The 15907-nt window shown below is 73.4% G+C and carries 15 protein-coding genes and 2 tRNA genes; 11 read left to right on the forward strand and 6 right to left on the reverse strand.

From position 1 onward, the window contains the following. Positions 1-301: 301 nt before the first annotated feature. From fbaA to MCM47_RS09565, 4 genes are all read left to right on the forward strand, one after another. Positions 302-1324, forward strand: coding sequence for a class II fructose-bisphosphate aldolase (fbaA, locus tag MCM47_RS09550; protein WP_238860345.1), 1023 nt, complete (start codon positions 302-304; stop codon positions 1322-1324). A gap of 58 nt (positions 1325-1382) precedes the next feature. Continuing rightward, entirely contained in the window at positions 1383-1814 is a 432-nt protein-coding gene (locus MCM47_RS09555; protein WP_238860347.1) for a DUF3151 domain-containing protein, read from the forward strand. A gap of 376 nt (positions 1815-2190) precedes the next feature. Continuing rightward, positions 2191-2991: a DUF3152 domain-containing protein gene (locus MCM47_RS09560; protein ID WP_238860349.1), complete on the forward strand. Its 801-nt coding sequence runs from the start codon at positions 2191-2193 to the stop codon at positions 2989-2991. Positions 2992-3086: 95 nt separating this feature from the next. Next, positions 3087-3797 (forward strand): hypothetical protein, encoded by a 711-nt coding sequence (locus tag MCM47_RS09565; RefSeq protein WP_238860351.1) that lies wholly within the window; start codon positions 3087-3089, stop codon positions 3795-3797. A gap of 29 nt (positions 3798-3826) precedes the next feature. On the opposite strand, the gene MCM47_RS09570 is transcribed toward MCM47_RS09565, so the two are convergent. The 4 genes from MCM47_RS09570 to purS all read right to left on the reverse strand — a co-directional run bounded on the left by MCM47_RS09570 (position 3827) and on the right by purS (position 7947). Continuing rightward, a complete protein-coding gene (locus MCM47_RS09570) occupies positions 3827-4654 on the reverse strand; it encodes a sterol carrier family protein (RefSeq protein ID WP_238860352.1) in 828 nt (275 codons plus the stop codon). Between the two features lie 109 nt (positions 4655-4763). Further along, on the reverse strand, positions 4764-7019 hold the full coding sequence (gene purL / locus MCM47_RS09575) for a phosphoribosylformylglycinamidine synthase subunit PurL (RefSeq protein WP_238860354.1): 2256 nt from the start codon (positions 7017-7019) through the stop codon (positions 4764-4766). Then, on the reverse strand, positions 7019-7696 hold the full coding sequence (gene purQ / locus MCM47_RS09580) for a phosphoribosylformylglycinamidine synthase subunit PurQ (protein ID WP_238860356.1): 678 nt from the start codon (positions 7694-7696) through the stop codon (positions 7019-7021). Before purQ ends, purL begins: the two co-directional genes overlap by 1 nt. After that, on the reverse strand, positions 7693-7947 hold the full coding sequence (purS, locus tag MCM47_RS09585) for a phosphoribosylformylglycinamidine synthase subunit PurS (RefSeq protein WP_238860359.1): 255 nt from the start codon (positions 7945-7947) through the stop codon (positions 7693-7695). The genes purQ and purS overlap by 4 nt, the downstream gene beginning before the upstream one ends. A gap of 467 nt (positions 7948-8414) precedes the next feature. Here purS and MCM47_RS09590 point away from each other — a divergent pair, with 467 nt between their 5' ends. The 7 genes from MCM47_RS09590 (at position 8415) to MCM47_RS09620 (ending at position 13065) form a co-directional block, all read left to right on the forward strand. Beyond that, positions 8415-8732 carry an Lsr2 family protein gene (locus tag MCM47_RS09590; RefSeq protein ID WP_238860361.1) on the forward strand — a complete coding sequence of 106 codons (318 nt, stop codon included), beginning with the start codon at positions 8415-8417 and terminating at the stop codon, positions 8730-8732. 131 nt (positions 8733-8863) lie between these two features. Continuing rightward, positions 8864-8936, forward strand: a tRNA-Gly gene (locus MCM47_RS09595). A 40-nt stretch (positions 8937-8976) separates the two neighbouring features. Then, a tRNA-Gly gene (locus MCM47_RS09600) sits at positions 8977-9049 on the forward strand. Between the two features lie 170 nt (positions 9050-9219). Then, positions 9220-10233 (forward strand): ABC transporter ATP-binding protein, encoded by a 1014-nt coding sequence (locus MCM47_RS09605; RefSeq protein ID WP_238860363.1) that lies wholly within the window; start codon positions 9220-9222, stop codon positions 10231-10233. After that, positions 10230-11069 (forward strand): ABC transporter permease, encoded by an 840-nt coding sequence (locus MCM47_RS09610; RefSeq protein ID WP_238860365.1) that lies wholly within the window; start codon positions 10230-10232, stop codon positions 11067-11069. The genes MCM47_RS09605 and MCM47_RS09610 overlap by 4 nt, the downstream gene beginning before the upstream one ends. Positions 11070-11184: 115 nt before the next feature. Beyond that, the gene (locus MCM47_RS09615) at positions 11185-12408 is read left to right on the forward strand and encodes a sensor histidine kinase (protein ID WP_238860367.1); all 1224 of its coding nucleotides are present in this window, start codon (positions 11185-11187) and stop codon (positions 12406-12408) included. A gap of 36 nt (positions 12409-12444) precedes the next feature. Next, positions 12445-13065 carry a response regulator transcription factor gene (locus tag MCM47_RS09620; protein ID WP_238860369.1) on the forward strand — a complete coding sequence of 207 codons (621 nt, stop codon included), beginning with the start codon at positions 12445-12447 and terminating at the stop codon, positions 13063-13065. A 94-nt stretch (positions 13066-13159) separates the two neighbouring features. Here the strand turns inward: MCM47_RS09620 and MCM47_RS09625 are convergent, their stop codons facing one another. Together MCM47_RS09625 and MCM47_RS09630 are read right to left on the reverse strand one after the other, a co-directional pair. Beyond that, positions 13160-14059, reverse strand: a complete 900-nt coding sequence (locus tag MCM47_RS09625; RefSeq protein ID WP_238860371.1) for a phosphoribosylaminoimidazolesuccinocarboxamide synthase — start codon at positions 14057-14059, stop codon at positions 13160-13162. A 204-nt stretch (positions 14060-14263) separates the two neighbouring features. After that, complete coding sequence (locus MCM47_RS09630) at positions 14264-15805, reverse strand: N,N-dimethylformamidase beta subunit family domain-containing protein (protein WP_238860372.1); 1542 nt, start codon at positions 15803-15805, stop codon at positions 14264-14266. Between the last annotated feature and the right edge of the window lie 102 nt (positions 15806-15907).

A 15907-nucleotide genomic window follows, 5' to 3' on the forward strand; every position in this document is an offset into this window, starting at 1 on the left:
TCGCATGTCGGGGGCGGTCCGGGGCCGCGACCGGGGGCCGCCGCCCCGCCCCGGGGCCCGCCGTCCCGACTGGCGGGCCACATGCTGACCTGGAAGCACGAGTCTGGGAGGATGGCCCCGGCGTCCGGACCGCGGTCGCACCACCCTCATGTCGTACCGCGGTGGCCGCCGCGAACCTTGGTACCGGGAGCCGCACCGCAGTGCCGCGCATCGGCGACCGGTACCCCGGAGTCGTAACGAAGGCGTACACAGCGTCGGACAGCACCGTCCGTACGCCGCAAACCCGACAGGAGCGGATCTCATGCCCATCGCAACCCCCGAGGTCTACAACGAGATGCTGGACCGGGCCAAGGCGGGCAAGTTCGCCTACCCGGCCATCAACGTCACCTCGTCGCAGACGCTGCACGCCGCCCTGCGCGGCTTCGCCGAGGCCGAGAGCGACGGCATCATCCAGATCTCGACCGGCGGTGCGGAGTTCCTGGGCGGCCAGCACAACAAGGACATGGTGACCGGCGCCGTCGCCCTGGCCGAGTTCGCGCACGTCGTCGCCGCCAAGTACGACATCACCGTCGCGCTGCACACCGACCACTGCCCCAAGGACAAGCTGGACGGCTACGTCCGCCCGCTGCTGGCGATCTCGGCCGAGCGCGTGGCCAACGGCCGCAACCCGCTCTTCCAGTCGCACATGTGGGACGGCTCCGCCGAGACCCTGAGCGACAACCTGGAGATCGCCCAGGAGCTGCTGGCCCAGGCCGCCGCCGCCAAGATCATCCTTGAGGTCGAGATCACCCCGACCGGCGGCGAGGAGGACGGCGTCAGCCACGAGATCAACGACGAGCTGTACACCACCGTCAACGACGCCGTCCGCACCGCCGAGGCCCTGGGCCTGGGCGAGAAGGGCCGCTACCTGCTGGCCGCCTCCTTCGGCAACGTGCACGGCGTGTACAAGCCCGGCAACGTCGTGCTGAAGCCGGAGCTGCTGCGCGAGCTGCAGGACGCGATCGGCAAGCAGTACGGCAAGACCGACCCGTTCGACTTCGTCTTCCACGGCGGCTCCGGTTCGACCGCCGAGGAGATCGCCACCGCGCTGGAGAACGGCGTCGTGAAGATGAACCTCGACACCGACACCCAGTACGCCTTCACCCGCCCGGTCGCGGACCACATGTTCCGCAACTACGACGGTGTGCTGAAGGTCGACGGCGAGGTCGGCAAGAAGAACACCTACGACCCGCGGACCTGGGGCAAGCTCGCCGAGGCGAGCATGGCCGCCCGCGTGCTGGAGGCCGCACAGCAGCTGCGTTCGGCCGGCAACCGCCTGAAGTAGCAGACCCGGTCCCCGGACCGGTCCTGCCGTCATGCCCCTCAGTGGTTCACTGGGGGGCATGACCACAGACCCCACTCCTTTCCAGGGACAGAACCTCCTCGGCGGCCCCGCCCCGACGCAGCTGCCCGCGGAGCCCGGTCCGCTGCAGCTGCTGGCCGGCGGCGCCTCCCCGGCCGAGGTCGCGGCGAAGTACCCGACCTCCTCGCTGGCCTGGGCCCAGCTGGCCGACGACGCCTTCGCGGCCGGCCGCACCGTCGAGTCCTACGCGTACGCCCGCACCGGCTACCACCGAGGCCTCGACGCGCTGCGCCGGGCCGGTTGGAAGGGCCACGGCCCGGTGCCGTGGGAGCACGAGCCGAACCGCGGTTTCCTGCGGGCGCTGCACGCGCTCGGCCGGGCCGCCGCCGCGATCGAGGAGAAGGACGAGGCGGAGCGCTGCACCCAGTTCCTCCGGGACAGCTCGCCGACCGCCGCCGCCACCCTCGGCTGACCGGCCCCACCGACCTACGGGCCGACCGGCCCACCCCGACCGCCCCCGTCGCCCGCCCGGGCGGCGGGGGCGGCTCCGTGCGCCCTGCACCACCGCCTGCATACCCGGTATGTGGACAGTCCCCCGCCCGCCGTGCCAGGGTGGGCGGGCGAGGGGGACGCACCGCACGGCAGGCCGACGGCTCCGCGGCCCCGAACCGGTCCTGACAGGAAGCCCCACCGTGCCCGCAGCCCGATCCGACCAGCGCGGCTCCCGCGCGCGCAGCGCCGGCCGGTCCGGCACCGGCCGGGCCCGGGGCGCGGCGCCCCACGGCACCGGCCCGCGGTCGGGCGCCGGCCGCCGGCGACGCAGACAGCGTCGCCGACCGGGGCCCGGGATGGTCGCGGCCCTCGTCGCCGCCCTGGCGATACTCGGCGGCACGGTCTTCGTGCTGAACCGCCCGGACGTCCTGCCGGACGCGGGACAGACCGCCCAGGGCCGGGTCGCGCCGTCCGGCGTCGGCGCCACCACCGGGGCACCCGCGGCCGCCGCACCGACGCCGACCCCCACCACTCCGTCGGCCCCACCCGCCCCGCAGCCGAGCACCCCCACGCCGACCGCGCCCGACCCCGGCCCGAGCAAGGGCACGGGCACCTTCACCGTCGCCCCCGGTGCGGCGGCCCCGGTCGGCAAGGGCCCCGTCCGCCGCTACCGGGTCGAGGTCGAGGACGGCATCGGGATCGACCCGGTGGCGGCCGCGGCGCAGGTGCAGGGCATCCTCGCCGACAAGCGCGGCTGGACCAACGACCGCAAGAACGGCTTCCAGCTGGTCGCGAGCGGCGCCTACGACTTCACGGTGAAGATCGCCTCACCGGCCACCGTGGACCGGATCTGCGGGGCGTCCGGGCTGGACACCCACGGGGAGGTGAACTGCAACGTCGGCAGCCAGGTGCTGGTCAACGTCAAGCGCTGGAACACCGGTTCGCCCCAGTTCAGCGGCCCGATCGACGAGTACCGCGCGCTGATCGTCAACCACGAGGTCGGCCACCGGATCGGGCACGGGCACGAGACCTGTCCGGGCAACGGCAAGCCCGCACCGGCGATGATGCAGCAGATCTACGGCCTGAAGGGCTGCGAGCCCAACGCCTGGCCCTACACGGCGGACGGCACCTACCTCGGCGGCCCCTCGGTGCCCTGAGCCGCGGGGAGTTCACCGGTGCCGGTCCGGCACCGGGACCGATCCGATACGCCGTCACCGGCCCGCCGCGACGGACCCCGTTCTACCCTGACGGCATGACAGCAGACCGCACCCCGGCGCAGCGCCGCCGGTACCTCGCCGCGGCGGGCGCCGCCGGCCTCCTCCTCGGAACGGCCGCCTGCTCCTCCTCCGCCGAACCGGCCGGAGGCGGCACGCTCTCCTACGCCCACGTCCGGTCGACCGCCGAGGGGCTGGCGAAGTCCGGGCCCTGCCCGTTCGGCCTCGATCTCGCGGCCGCCCTCAAGGACGCCGGGATCGACCGCCCGGCCGCCCCCGGCGCCGCGGACCGGCCCGCGGTCGACACCGACCTGGGCGACGGCGCCCCCGCCCAGCCCTGGCCCTCGGGCATCACTGCGCCGCCGTCGATGGCCTCGGTGCCGGCCACGCCCCCGAAGGCCTGGGTGACCTGCACCTACACCGTCGGTTCGACGCCGGTCCGGGTCGACCTGCTGGCCGTCCCCGAGGACGGGGCGGCGGTCGCCATGATGCTGCCGCACATCCAGCGGTTCGGGAACCTCGGCGTCGACCAGATCCACCAGTTCTGGAGCGACCGGCCCAAGCCCGGCGAGACCAGGCTCACCCCGGGTGCGGGCCTCGCCGGAGTCGCCCGGGTCGCCGCCAAGGGCAAGGGCGACATCACGCTGACGCTCTCCCAGGACGCCGACGACGCCCAACGGCTGTCCGACCTCGCCGGCGAACCGCTCCGCCGGGCCACCGAACGCCTCGCCGCCCAGCTGCACCCCTAGCTTCCGGACGGGGCCGGGGAGCGTGGCGCTCAGCCCAGGAGCGGCAGGTACGTGCGCAGGTCGCTCCGCTCGCCGCTGGCCGAGACGGCGGCGGCCTCCACCTCCGCGGCCCAGTCGGCGCGGCCGGTGGCGAGCCGGATCCAGGTCAGCGGGTCCGTCTCGACGACGTTCGGCGGGGTGCCGCGGGTGTGCCGCGGTCCTTCGACGGCCTGCACCACCGCGTACGGCGGCACCCGCAACTCGACCGCGCCGCCCGGGGCCCGGTCGGCCAGCGCGTCGGCGAGCAGCCGGGTGACGGCGGCGAGCGCCTGCCGGTCGTGCGGGAAGGCCGCCCCGCCGACCGCCCGGGTCAGGTCGTCGGCGTGCACGACGGTCTCGACCAGCCGGGTCACCAGCAGGTCGGAGAGCAGCATCGAGCCGAGCCGGATCTCGAACCTGCGCTCCGGGTCCGCGACTTCGGGGCCGGCCAGGACGGCGAGCAGCGCGTCCGCGGCCCGGTCGAAGGCGGCCGCCACCGCGGCCGGGTCACCGCCGAACCCGCCCGCCGCGTGTTCGCGTGCCCCCGCGTCCAGGAGGGGAGCGGACTCGGCGACCCGGGCCACCCAGTGGAGCAGGTCCAGCGGAGGGCGGCCCTCCAGCGGGTCGTCCAGGTGGGCCGGCACCCAGTCGAGCTGGACGGCCAGGTGCGCCACCAGCTCGCGCACCCGCCACTCCCCCAGACCCGCCGGCCGCTCCAACAGGTCGGCGGCGTCCGGGCGGGCGCAGAGCTGCCGGACGGCGGCGCGCAGCGCCCCGGTCTGCGCGGCGAGCGCGGCACGGACCTTCGCGGGCTGGTATGTACGGGACTTGGCAGGCATGGCCCCAACATACGCCGAGGGGCGGACGGTTCCGCTGAACCATCCGCCCCTCGGCGGCACTCGGCCACGCGACCGCTCGCCCCGGGCGCGGCCCGGGGCGAAGCGCGTATCAGGCCAGCAGGGCTTCGATGACGCCGGTGTGGGCGTCCTTCAGCTCGGCCAGCGAGACGGTGAACTGACCCTGGACGTCCAGGACGTCGCCGTCGACCACACCGATGCGGGTGGCCGGCAGGCCACGCGCGGTGCACATGTCGTTGAACCGGAGCTCCTCGCTGCGCGGCACCGCGACGACCGCGCGGCCGGCCGACTCGGAGAACAGGAAGACGAACGGGTCCATGCCCTCGGGCACGATGATTCGGGCACCGTGGCCGCCCTTGAGGCAGCTCTCCACCAGAGCCTGGCCGAGGCCGCCGTCGGAGAGGTCGTGCGCGGCGTCGATCATGCCGTCGCGCGAGGCGGCGATCAGGATCTCGCCGAGCAGCCGCTCGCGCTGCAGGTCGACCTTGGGCGGCAGACCGCCGAGGTGGTCGTGGACCACCTGCGACCAGGCCGAGCCGCCGAGCTCGTCCTCGGTGTCGCCGAGCAGGTAGAGCAGCTGCCCCTCCTCGGCGAAGGCGACCGGGGTGCGCCGGGTGACGTCGTCGATGACGCCGAGCACCGCGACCACGGGGGTCGGGTGGATGGCGACCTCGCCGGTCTGGTTGTACAGCGAGACGTTGCCGCCGGTGACCGGGGTGCCGAGCACCTGGCAGGCGTCGGCCAGCCCGCGGGTCGCCTCGGCGAACTGCCACATCACGTCGGGGTCCTCGGGGGAGCCGAAGTTAAGGCAGTCGGAGACGGCGAGCGGCTTGGCACCGCCGGCCGCGACGTTGCGGTACGCCTCGGCCAGGGCCAGCTGGGCGCCGGTGTACGGGTCCAGCTTGGTGTAGCGGCCGTTGCCGTCGGTGGCGACCGAGACGCCGAGGTCGGTCTCCTCGTCGATCCGGATCATGCCCGAGTCCTCGCCGACCGAGAGCACGGTGTTGCCGAGCACGTAGCGGTCGTACTGGTCGGTGATCCAGGACTTGGAGGCCTGGTTCGGGTGGGCGGCGACCTTGAGCAGGTCGGCCTTCAGGCCCTCGCCGGTGGTCGGGCGGGCCAGCCGCTCGCCGGTGGGGGCGTCGGCCTGCAGCGCGTCCTGCCAGCTCGGGCGGGCGAACGGGCGCTGGTAGGTCGGGCCCTCGTGGGCGACGGTGCGCGGCGGCACGTCCACGACCTGCTCGCCGTGCCAGAAGATCTCCAGGCGCTCGCCGTCGGTCACCTCACCGATGACGGTGGCGATGACGTCCCACTTCTCGCAGATCTCCAGGAAGCGCGCGACCTTGGCCGGCTCGACGATGGCGCACATGCGCTCCTGCGACTCGCTCATGAGGATCTCCTCCGGCGAGAGCGTGTTGTCGCGCAGCGGGACGGTGTCGAGCTCGATCCGCATGCCGCCGGTGCCGGCCGAGGCCAGCTCGGAGGTGGCGCAGGAGAGGCCGGCGCCGCCGAGGTCCTGGATACCGGCGACCAGGTCCTCCTTGAAGATCTCCAGGGTGCACTCGATCAGGAGCTTCTCCTGGAACGGGTCGCCGACCTGGACGGCGGGGCGCTTGGCCGGGCCGGTCGCGTCGAAGGTCTCCGAGGCGAGCACGGAGACGCCGCCGATGCCGTCGCCGCCGGTGCGGGCGCCGTACAGGATCACCTTGTTGCCGGGGCCGGAGGCCTTGGCCAGGTGGATGTCCTCGTGCTTCATGACACCCACGCAGAGCGCGTTGACCAGCGGGTTGCCCTGGTAGCAGGAGTCGAAGACGACCTCGCCGCCGATGTTCGGCAGGCCCAGGCAGTTGCCGTAGCCGCCGATGCCCGCGACGATGCCGGGCAGCACGCGCCGGGTGTCCGGGTGGTCCGCCGCGCCGAAGCGCAGCGGGTCCATCACGGCGACCGGGCGGGCGCCCATCGCGAGGATGTCGCGCACGATGCCGCCGATGCCGGTGGCCGCGCCCTGGTAGGGCTCGATGTACGACGGGTGGTTGTGCGACTCGACCTTGAAGGTCACCGCGTAGCCCTGGCCCACGTCGACGACGCCGGCGTTCTCGCCGATGCCGACGAGCATGGCGTCGTTCTCGGGGGCCTTCTCGCCGAACTGCTTCAGGTGGACCTTGGAGCTCTTGTACGAGCAGTGCTCCGACCACATGACGGAGTACATCGCGAGCTCGGCGCCGGTGGGACGGCGGCCGAGGATCTCGCGGATGCGCGCGTACTCGTCCTCCTTGAGGCCGAGCTCGGCCCAGGGCTGGGCGGCGTCCGGCGTCTGCTCGGCGTTCTTGACGGTGTCGAGGCTCATCAGGCGTTCACCAGCTGCTTCAGGACGGAAGTGAAGAAGCCCAGGCCCTCGGTGGTCGGACCGGTGAGCGGCTCCACGGCGTGCTCCGGGTGCGGCATCAGGCCGACGACATTGCCGGCGGCGTTGGTGATGCCGGCGATGTCGCGGTACGAACCGTTCGGGTTGACGTCCAGGTAGCGGGCGACGACCCGGCCCTCGGCCTCCAGCTCGTCCAGGACGTGCTGGTCGGCGACGAAGCGGCCCTCGCCGTTCTTCAGCGGCACGACGATTTCCTGGCCGGCCGAGTAATCGCGGGTCCACGCGGTGGCGGCGTTCTCGATCCGCAGCTTCTGGTCGCGGCAGATGAAGTGCAGCGAGTCGTTGCGGGTGAGCGCACCGGGCAGCAGGTGCGATTCGCAGAGCACCTGGAAGCCGTTGCAGATACCGAGGACCGGCATTCCCTGCTTCGCCTGCTCGATGACGGTCTCCATCACCGGCGAGAAGCGGGAGATGGCGCCGCAGCGCAGATAGTCGCCGTAACTGAATCCGCCGGGCAGGACGACCGCGTCGACCTGGTGGAGATCCTTGTCACGGTGCCAGAGGGCGACCGGCTCGGCGCCGGCCAGGCGGACCGCGCGCTGGGCGTCGCGGTCGTCGAGGGAACCGGGGAAAGTGACGACGCCGACTCGGGTGGTCACTTGCCCTCCTCCTCGATGCGGACGGTGAAGTCCTCGATCACGGTGTTGGCGAGGAAGGTCTCGGCGGCTTCGCGGATACGGGCGAGCGCGGCGTCGTCGACCGGGCCCTCCAGCTCCAGCTCGAAACGCTTGCCCTGGCGGACGTCGGCGATCCCGGCGAATCCGAGACGGGGCAGTGCACGCTGCACCGCCTGTCCCTGGGGGTCGAGGATCTCCGGCTTGAGCATGACGTCGACTACGACGCGTGCCACTGGCACTCCCGGTGGTGTCTTCGTGAGGCGGGGGAACTCCAGACTACCGGTGGTTTCGGGCAGGATTGCTGGCCGGGGAGGGCGACGCGCGTAGACCCGGGACCCTTACGCCCCAAGGGTTCCGGCCCCCCGGGGCACTCCCCCCGGCATCCGATTTCAGTGGATTCGGCGCCCCGAAGGAGAACGCCCGAAGAGCACCCGAATACCGGCACTCCGGGACAGATCGACCGGACGAGTGCGCGGGTATCCGGTACTCCGGCGAAGACACGTGAATATCCGGAAAAGAAAGCCGGACTCTTCGATTTCGACCCCCTTCGGGTGCAGAATAGGGCCACCTGCCGCGGCAAGCGCCGCGTATCCGGCACGCCGTCAGGCCTGCCCGCATGCGCTTGCGCGAGTGGTGCACATCAGGCCTGGGGAACGCACCCCGCGCCCTTCGGCCGAATTGCCCGAGAGGATTGACACCCATGGCTCAGCGTGTAGTCGTCACGCTCTCCGACGACCTGGACGGCGGCGCCGCCGCGGAAACCGTCCACTTCGGCGTCGACGGGAAGTCGTACGAGATCGACCTGTCCCTGGACAACGCGGAAAAGCTGCGGGAGGCCCTCGCTCCGTTCGTCGCGGCCGGCCGCCGCCAGAGCCGCACCGGAAAGTCCTTCCGCCGTACGGCGCTCACCCCGGACCCGGCCGCCGTACGCGCCTGGGCCCAGTCCCGCGGCATGGAGCTGCCGGCCCGGGGCCGCATCCCCAAGCACGTCTACGAGGCGTTCGCCGAGGCGAACTGACCGCTCCGCGGCCCGGTCGTCCCATCCGCCCCAGGAGGGTGGGACGACCACCCCGGAGGATGCTGTAGAGTATTCCTCGTCGCCGCAACGGAGAGATCCGAAGAGGCGGCCGGTGCCCCACCAGGCACCGTGCGGACGTGGCTCAGTTGGTAGAGCATCACCTTGCCAAGGTGAGGGTCGCGAGTTCGAATCTCGTCGTCCGCTCGCAGTGCGCGAGCACAGCACAACTCAATATCTTGACCATGCGGACGTGGCTCAGTTGGTAGAGCATCACCTTGCCAAGGTGAGGGTCGCGAGTTCGAATCTCGTCGTCCGCTCAAGTACGAAGGGCCCCCTCGACCGAGGGGGCCCTTCGGCATTCCCCCGCTCCCCCGCACACTCCCCGACCGGGCCGATGACATTTGTCACCGCCGACCCGTGGATCCGCACCGCCGTCCGATGAGGCCGTGCACTGCCCGCGAGGCCTTCCCGGCGGAACGCTTGAGCCATGGAAACGCGCCAGCCCCTGACCCCGGGCGACCCCGTGATCGAGGTCACCGACCTCCACCGCCACTACGGATCCGGCACCACCGGCTACCACGCGGTACGCGGGATCAACCTCACCGTCGACCGCGGCGAGCTGTTCGCCCTGCTCGGCACCAACGGGGCCGGCAAGACCTCCGCGATGGAGCTGATCGAGGGCCTCGCCGCCCCGACCGGCGGCCGGGTCCGGGTGCTCGGCGGCGACCCGCACCGCGAGCGCGCCGCCGTCCGCCCCCGGATCGGCATCATGCTCCAGGAGGGCGGCTTCCCCGGCGACCTCACCGTCGCCGAGACCGGTCGCACCTGGGCCGGGATGACCAGCGGCGCCCGCCCGGTCGACGAGGCGCTGGAACTGGTCGGCCTCACCGGCCGCCGCGACGTCCGGGTCAAGCAGCTCTCCGGCGGCGAGCGCCGCCGGCTCGACCTGGCGATGGCCCTGCTCGGCCGGCCCGAGGTGCTCTTCCTCGACGAGCCCAGCACCGGCCTGGACCCGGAGGCCCGCGCCGCCGTCTGGCGTCTGGTCCGCGAGCTGCGGGCCCAGGGCACCACCGTGCTGCTCACCACGCACTACCTGGAGGAGGCCGAGGAGCTGGCCGACCGGCTGGCCATCATGCACGGCGGCCGGGTCGTCACCACCGGCACCGTGGCCGAGGTGATCGCCGGGCGCCCCTCCCGGATCGGCTTCGAGCTCCCGGCCTTCGCCGGCACCTCGCTCCCGCCGCTGGCCGGCGCCCACGTCGCCGTGGACGGCCGGAAGGTCACCGTCCAGACCCCGCGGCTCCAGGCCACCCTCACCGAGCTGCTCGGCTGGGCCGACCGCCACGGCATCGAGCTCGCCGGCCTGGACGCCCGCAGCGCCTCACTGGAGGAGGCCTTCCTCGCCATTGCCTCCGAAGCCGCCCAGGAGGCGCCCCGGCCCCCGACCGACACCCCCGCCGACCGCCCCGCCCGCCGCCGCCTGATGGGACTCGCCCGATGAGCACCGCCGCCACCACCGCCGTCCCGCAGGGCACCGGCCGCCGCACCACCGCCGTCCGCCGGCTGCTCGCGCTCGGCCGGGCCGAGGCCGTCCTGCTGCTGCGCAACCGGACCGCCCTGTTCACCGCCCTGCTGCTGCCGCTGCTGCTGGTCTTCGGGCTGAAGAACGCCCTCCACGAGCAGGCCAAGGACAACCCCGGCCTGGACGTCGACTCCCTGCTGGTCAACGGCGCCGTCGGGATGGTCCTCGCCTTCGTCGTCTACTACAACCTCACCGCCGCCTACGTGGCCCGCCGCGGCGAGCTGGTGCTCAAGCGGCTGCGCACCGGCGAGGCCCGGGACGCGGAGATCCTGGCCGGCACCGCGGTGCCCTCGGTCGGGCTCGCCCTGCTGATGTGCACCGTGATCAGCGGGGTCGGCGCCTCCGCGCTGGACCTGGCCGCGCCGGTCAACCCGCTGCTGATGGCCGCGGGCCTGGTACTGGTCGTCGGCACCCTGATGGCGCTGGCCGCCCTCTCCAGCGCCTTCACCAGGACCGTCGAGAGCGCCGGGATCACCACCATGCCGGTCCTGCTGCTCACCCAGTTCGGCTCCGGCCTGTTCTTCCCGCTGGAGATCATGCCCGACCGGCTGGCCGACGCCTGCCGGCTGCTGCCCACCACCCCGGCCTTCCAGCTGCTCCGTCTCGGCTGGTTCGGCACCGACGGCTCCGCCGCCCCCACCGGCTTCGCCGGCACCTGGGCCGCCGCCGCCCCGCACCTGCTCACCGGCACCGCGTGGTTGGCGCTGGCCGTCTGGGGCGCCGTCCGCTGCTTCCGCTGGGAGCCGCGCCGCTGAGCGGCCGACGGCAGAACCGAACGCCCGCTCGCCGGCCGAACTCTGATCCTGCCTCTGATCCCGCCTCTGATAGGAAGGCAGCAGCACGGTCGTGAACGGACGGGGAGCGGGACAGATGGGCGTCGTGAATCCGGTGCGCAAGTGGCGGGGCTACAGCAAGCCGCAGCGCTCCGAGCTCTACCTCCGCTGGTCGCTCTACCTGATGGCGCTCGCACCGCTGCCGATCAGCCTGCTGAGCAACACCTCCACCGCGGAGAACCAGGGGTACGCGGACGCCGCCCGGGTCGCGCTGGTGATCGGCCTCGTCCTGACGCTGACCACCCTGCGCGCCTACCGCACCTCGCTGGACCACTACCTCGCGCGGCCCTCCGACCACCTCCGCTGGCTCGCCCTGAACAGCGGCGTCGCGGTGGCCGGTGGCTGGGCCGTCCTGCTGCTCGGACCGCGGGGGGACGCCGGGGCGGACCCGCTGCCGTTCAGCGCCGCCTACGCGAGCACCATCCTCTTCTCGGCCTTCGGCCCGGTCGCCGTCGGGCTGCCGCCGCGCTGGTCGGCCACGGCCGGGCTGGCCGGGCTGCTGGCCACCGCGCCGCCCATGTTCCTGGTGGGCATCAACCCGGCCGCCGCCTGCGGGGCGCTCACCTTCACCGCGGTCGTCATGGCCTTCGTCGGTTGCAGCTGCCGCAGCTTCGCCTGGCTGCAGTCGGTGGTCTGGGAGCTGGACGCCGCCCGCGAGGCGCAGGCCCGGCTGGCGGTCGCCGAGGAGCGGCTGCGTTTCTCCCGCGACCTGCACGACGTGATGGGCCGCAACCTCGCCACCATCGCCCTGAAGAGCGAGCTCGCCGTCCAGCTGGCCCGGCGCGGCCGCCCGGAGGCCGCCGAGCAGATGGCCGAGGTGCAGAGGATCGCCCAGGAGTCCCAGCGCGAGGTCCGGGACGTGGTGCGCGGCTACCGCACCGCCGACCTGCACGCCGAGGCGATCGGCGCCCGGGCGGTGCTCCGCTCGGCCGACGTGCAGTGCGAGATCGACCTCGGCGAGGACGCCGACCGGCTGCCGCTGCCGGTGCAGTCCGTACTCGGCTGGGTGATCCGCGAGGCCACCACCAACGTGCTGCGGCACAGCGAGGCCGGCCACTGCGCGATCCGGCTCTCCCGGGCGGGCGACCGGGCGGTGCTGGAGCTGGAGAATGACGGGGTGCCCGCCGTGCCGATCCCCTCCCAGGGCAGCGGCACCGGGTTGCGCGGACTGCGCGAGCGGCTCGCCGCCCACGACGGCGAGCTGACCGTCCCGGACGCCGGGCCGGGCCGGTTCCGGCTGCTCGCGACCGTCCCGCTCTGACCCGCCCGCCGCCCGCCCCGCAGGAAGGCCCGCCCGATGACCGACACCGCCCCCGTGCGCGTCCTGCTCGCCGACGACGAGCACCTGATCCGGGGGGCGCTGGCCGCGCTGCTCTCGCTGGAGGAGGACATCACCGTGGTCGCCCAGGCGGCCTCCGGCCCGGAGGCGCTGGCGATGGCGCAGGCGCACCTCCCGGACATCGCCGTACTGGACCTGCAGATGCCGGGGCTGGACGGCATCGAGGTGGCGTCCCGGCTGCGCGGGCTGCTGCCGGACTGCCGCTGCATGATCGTCACCGGCCACGGCCGGCCGGGGTACCTGAAGCGGGCGCTGGAGGTCGGCGTCCGCGGCTTCCTGCCGAAGACCGTCTCGGCGGCCGACCTCGCCGGGATCATCCGGACCGTGCGGGCGGGCGGCCGCTACGTCGACCCGGAGCTGGCGGCGGACGCGATCAGCGCGGGCGAGACGCCGCTGACCCCGCGCGAGACGGACGTGCTGGAGCTGGCCGCCGACGGCACCTCGATCGCCGAGATCGCCGAGCGCGCGTCGCTCTCCCAGGGCACCGTCCGCAACTACCTCTCCTCGGCCGCCGGGAAGCTCGGCGCCGAGAACCGCCACGCGGCGGTGCGGATCGCCCGCGAGCACGGCTGGATCTGAGATCCGCCGCGCCCGCGGGCGGTGCCGGGGTCGGGCCCACGCGGTGCCGGGGTCGGGCCCACGCGGTGCCGGGGTCGGACCCAGGGGGAGCCGGTCAGACCCAGGTGGTGCCCGTCAGCAGCTCGTAGACCTCGATGTACTTGGCCCGCGTCTGCTCGACGATCTCGGCGGGCAGCGCCGGCGGCGGCTCCTCGCTGTAGCGGTCCCAGCCGGAGGCCGGGGAGACCAGCCAGTCGCGGATCAGCTGCTTGTCGAAGGACGGCTGCGAGCGGCCCGGCTGCCACTGGTCGGCGGGCCAGTACCGGGAGGAGTCCGGGGTGAGCACCTCGTCGCCGATCACCAGCTCGCCGTCGAGCAGGCCGAACTCGAACTTGGTGTCGGCCAGGATGATGCCGCGCTCGCGGGCGATGTCGCGGGCCCGGGCGTAGACGTCCAGGGTGGTGCGGCGCAGCTGGTTGGCGAGCTCGGCGCCGATCCGGCGGGCGGTCTCCTCGTAGGGGACGTTCTCGTCGTGCTCGCCGACCTCGGCCTTGAGCGCCGGGGTGTAGATCGGGGCGGGCAGCTCGGAGCTGTTCTCCAGGCCCTCGGGCAGGGCGATCCCGCAGACCGTGCGGCTCTGGTCGTACTCGGTGAGGCCGGAGCCGGCCAGGTAGCCGCGGGCGACGGCCTCGACCGGGATCATCTCCAGGCTGCGGCAGACCAGGGTGCGGCCCTTCCAGTCGGCGGGTGCGCCGGCCGGGACCTCGGTGGAGACCACGTGGTTGGGGACGATGTCGGCGATCCGCTCGAACCACCACAGCGAGAGCTGGGTGAGGATCCGGCCCTTGTCGGGAATCTCGTTCGGGAGCACCCAGTCGTGGGCGGAGGTGCGGTCGCTGGCGACCATCACCAGGTCGCCCGACCCGGTGCGGTAGAGGTCGCGCACCTTGCCGGTGTGCAGGTGGACCAGGCCGGGCACCTGGACCGGCTCGGGCTTGGTGACAAATCCACTCACGGTCGTCTCAGTCCTCAGGGGTCGTTCGCGGGCGCGGGCGGCGCGAAAGGGGAGGTCAGTGTCCGAGTCTGTCATGGCCGCCGGTGCCGGCCGGACCGGGGCGGGTCGCCGTTCCCGCGCCGGCCCTTCCTGCGGGCCCCCCGGGCAGGCCGGTCCCGCCCCGCCGGTCCCGCCCCGGCCGGTCCTCCCCAGCCGTTCCCCGCCTCAGCCGTTCTTGCAGAGGTGGTCCAGCAGATTGGCGGTGGCCCGCTGGATCCGCTCGTCGGTGAGGCCCGGCCGGTCCAGCGCCGGCGACCAGGCGAAGGTGCCGGAGGCGAAGACGTAGGCGCCGCTCGGCGCCCGGTAGAGCGAGGTCTCCTGGAAGCGGGTGCGGCCGGCGAGGTCCCGGTACGGCGAGTGCGCGAGCAGCACCCGCTCGGTGTGCTCGGGCAGGGCCACCCGGGGGTAGTAGCGGTCGGCCTCGCCGGCGACCAGGCCGGGCAGCTCGTCGCCCTCCTGGAGGCCGGTGCCGGCCCAGAGCCAGTGCGCGGTGTGCCGCGCGACCAGCGGGACGGGTGCCGCGACCCGGCCCGAGTACTGCAGCCCGAGCAGGTGCTGCTCGGGTTCGCCCGCGTCCCGCCAGAGCGCGCTGGCGGCGCCGGGCGCGCCGGCCGCCGGGCTGCCGGCCGGGACCTTCTGCCGCTTGCGGCAGTTGAGCAGCCGGTTGGGCTCGCCGGAAGCGGCGGCGGACAGCTCGACCCGCCAGTACATGGTGTTGGCGGACAGGAAGACCAGCGAGGTGCCGCCGTCCCGGGCGCGCTCGGCGGCCCGGCGCATCGGCTCGGACCAGTACTCGTCGTGTCCGGGGAAGATCAGCGCCCGGTGCCGGGAGGCGTCGACCAGGCCGGCGTGCATGTCGGTGGCGGTGGCGTAGGAGAGGTCGTAGCCGTAGCGCTCGGCCCAGCGGATGAAGTCGTAGGCGTGGCCGACGTGCAGCGGCAGCCCGGCGGTGGCGTGCGGGCGGTCGAAGGAGACGGTGACGGCCGCCTCCGGCTCGCCGACCAGCCGGCCCCGGTCGTCCCAGGCGTGGTAGAGGCTGGCGCCGCTGCGGCCGTCCTCGGGGAAGAGGTTGTACGCCTGCCAGGTCACGTCCGGGAGCACCAGGAGCAGTTCCGCGGCGTGCATCCGGTCCTCGAAGTCCCGGACGGTGAAGGGGATGTGGCTGCGGTGCAGCATGTCGCCGGTGGTCAGCACGGCGACGTAGGCGCCGGGGCTCCAGTGGGTGGGGATCTGCAGCCGCCAGGTGTGCCACCAGTGGTGGCAGGAGACGGTCCGGCCGGCCACCAGCGGGGCGGGCTGGACCATGCCGGCGATCAGCGGGCTGGAGGTCATGTGGTGGGCACCGTCGCCGCCGTAGTGGCCGATCCGGAAGACGTCGACGGTGAACTCACGGGGCGGGTTGACGGTGACCCGGAAGTCCACCGAGCCGCCGGGGCGGACCACACCGGCGGAGGCGAATCCCTTGATCTGCTGCACCACGTCGTTGGCGCCCTGCGGGGTGCCGACCGACGGCTTGGGCCTGGCACCCGCGGTCAGCGGCTGCTGCCCCGGGGCGTCGACCGAGACGTACCAGGGGACGGCGCCCCCCGCGCCCGCCAGGTACTGGTCCGGGCTGCGCAGCCAGGGCAGCGGGCCCTGGCCGAAGGGGTCGGAGACGCTGTACGCGTGCGTTCCGGACTCCCATCGGCGGTTGAGTTCCGTCCCCACGCGCCCCTCCCACTGGTGCACCCTCCGCCGGATGGCACGTGCCCACCGGATGTGCGTGCGGTCTAATACACCACAGAGTGCTGGCGCTGCGTCACCCAACGG

This window comes from Kitasatospora sp. A2-31 (assembly GCF_022288725.1).
Classification (GTDB): Bacteria; Actinomycetota; Actinomycetes; order Streptomycetales; family Streptomycetaceae; genus Kitasatospora.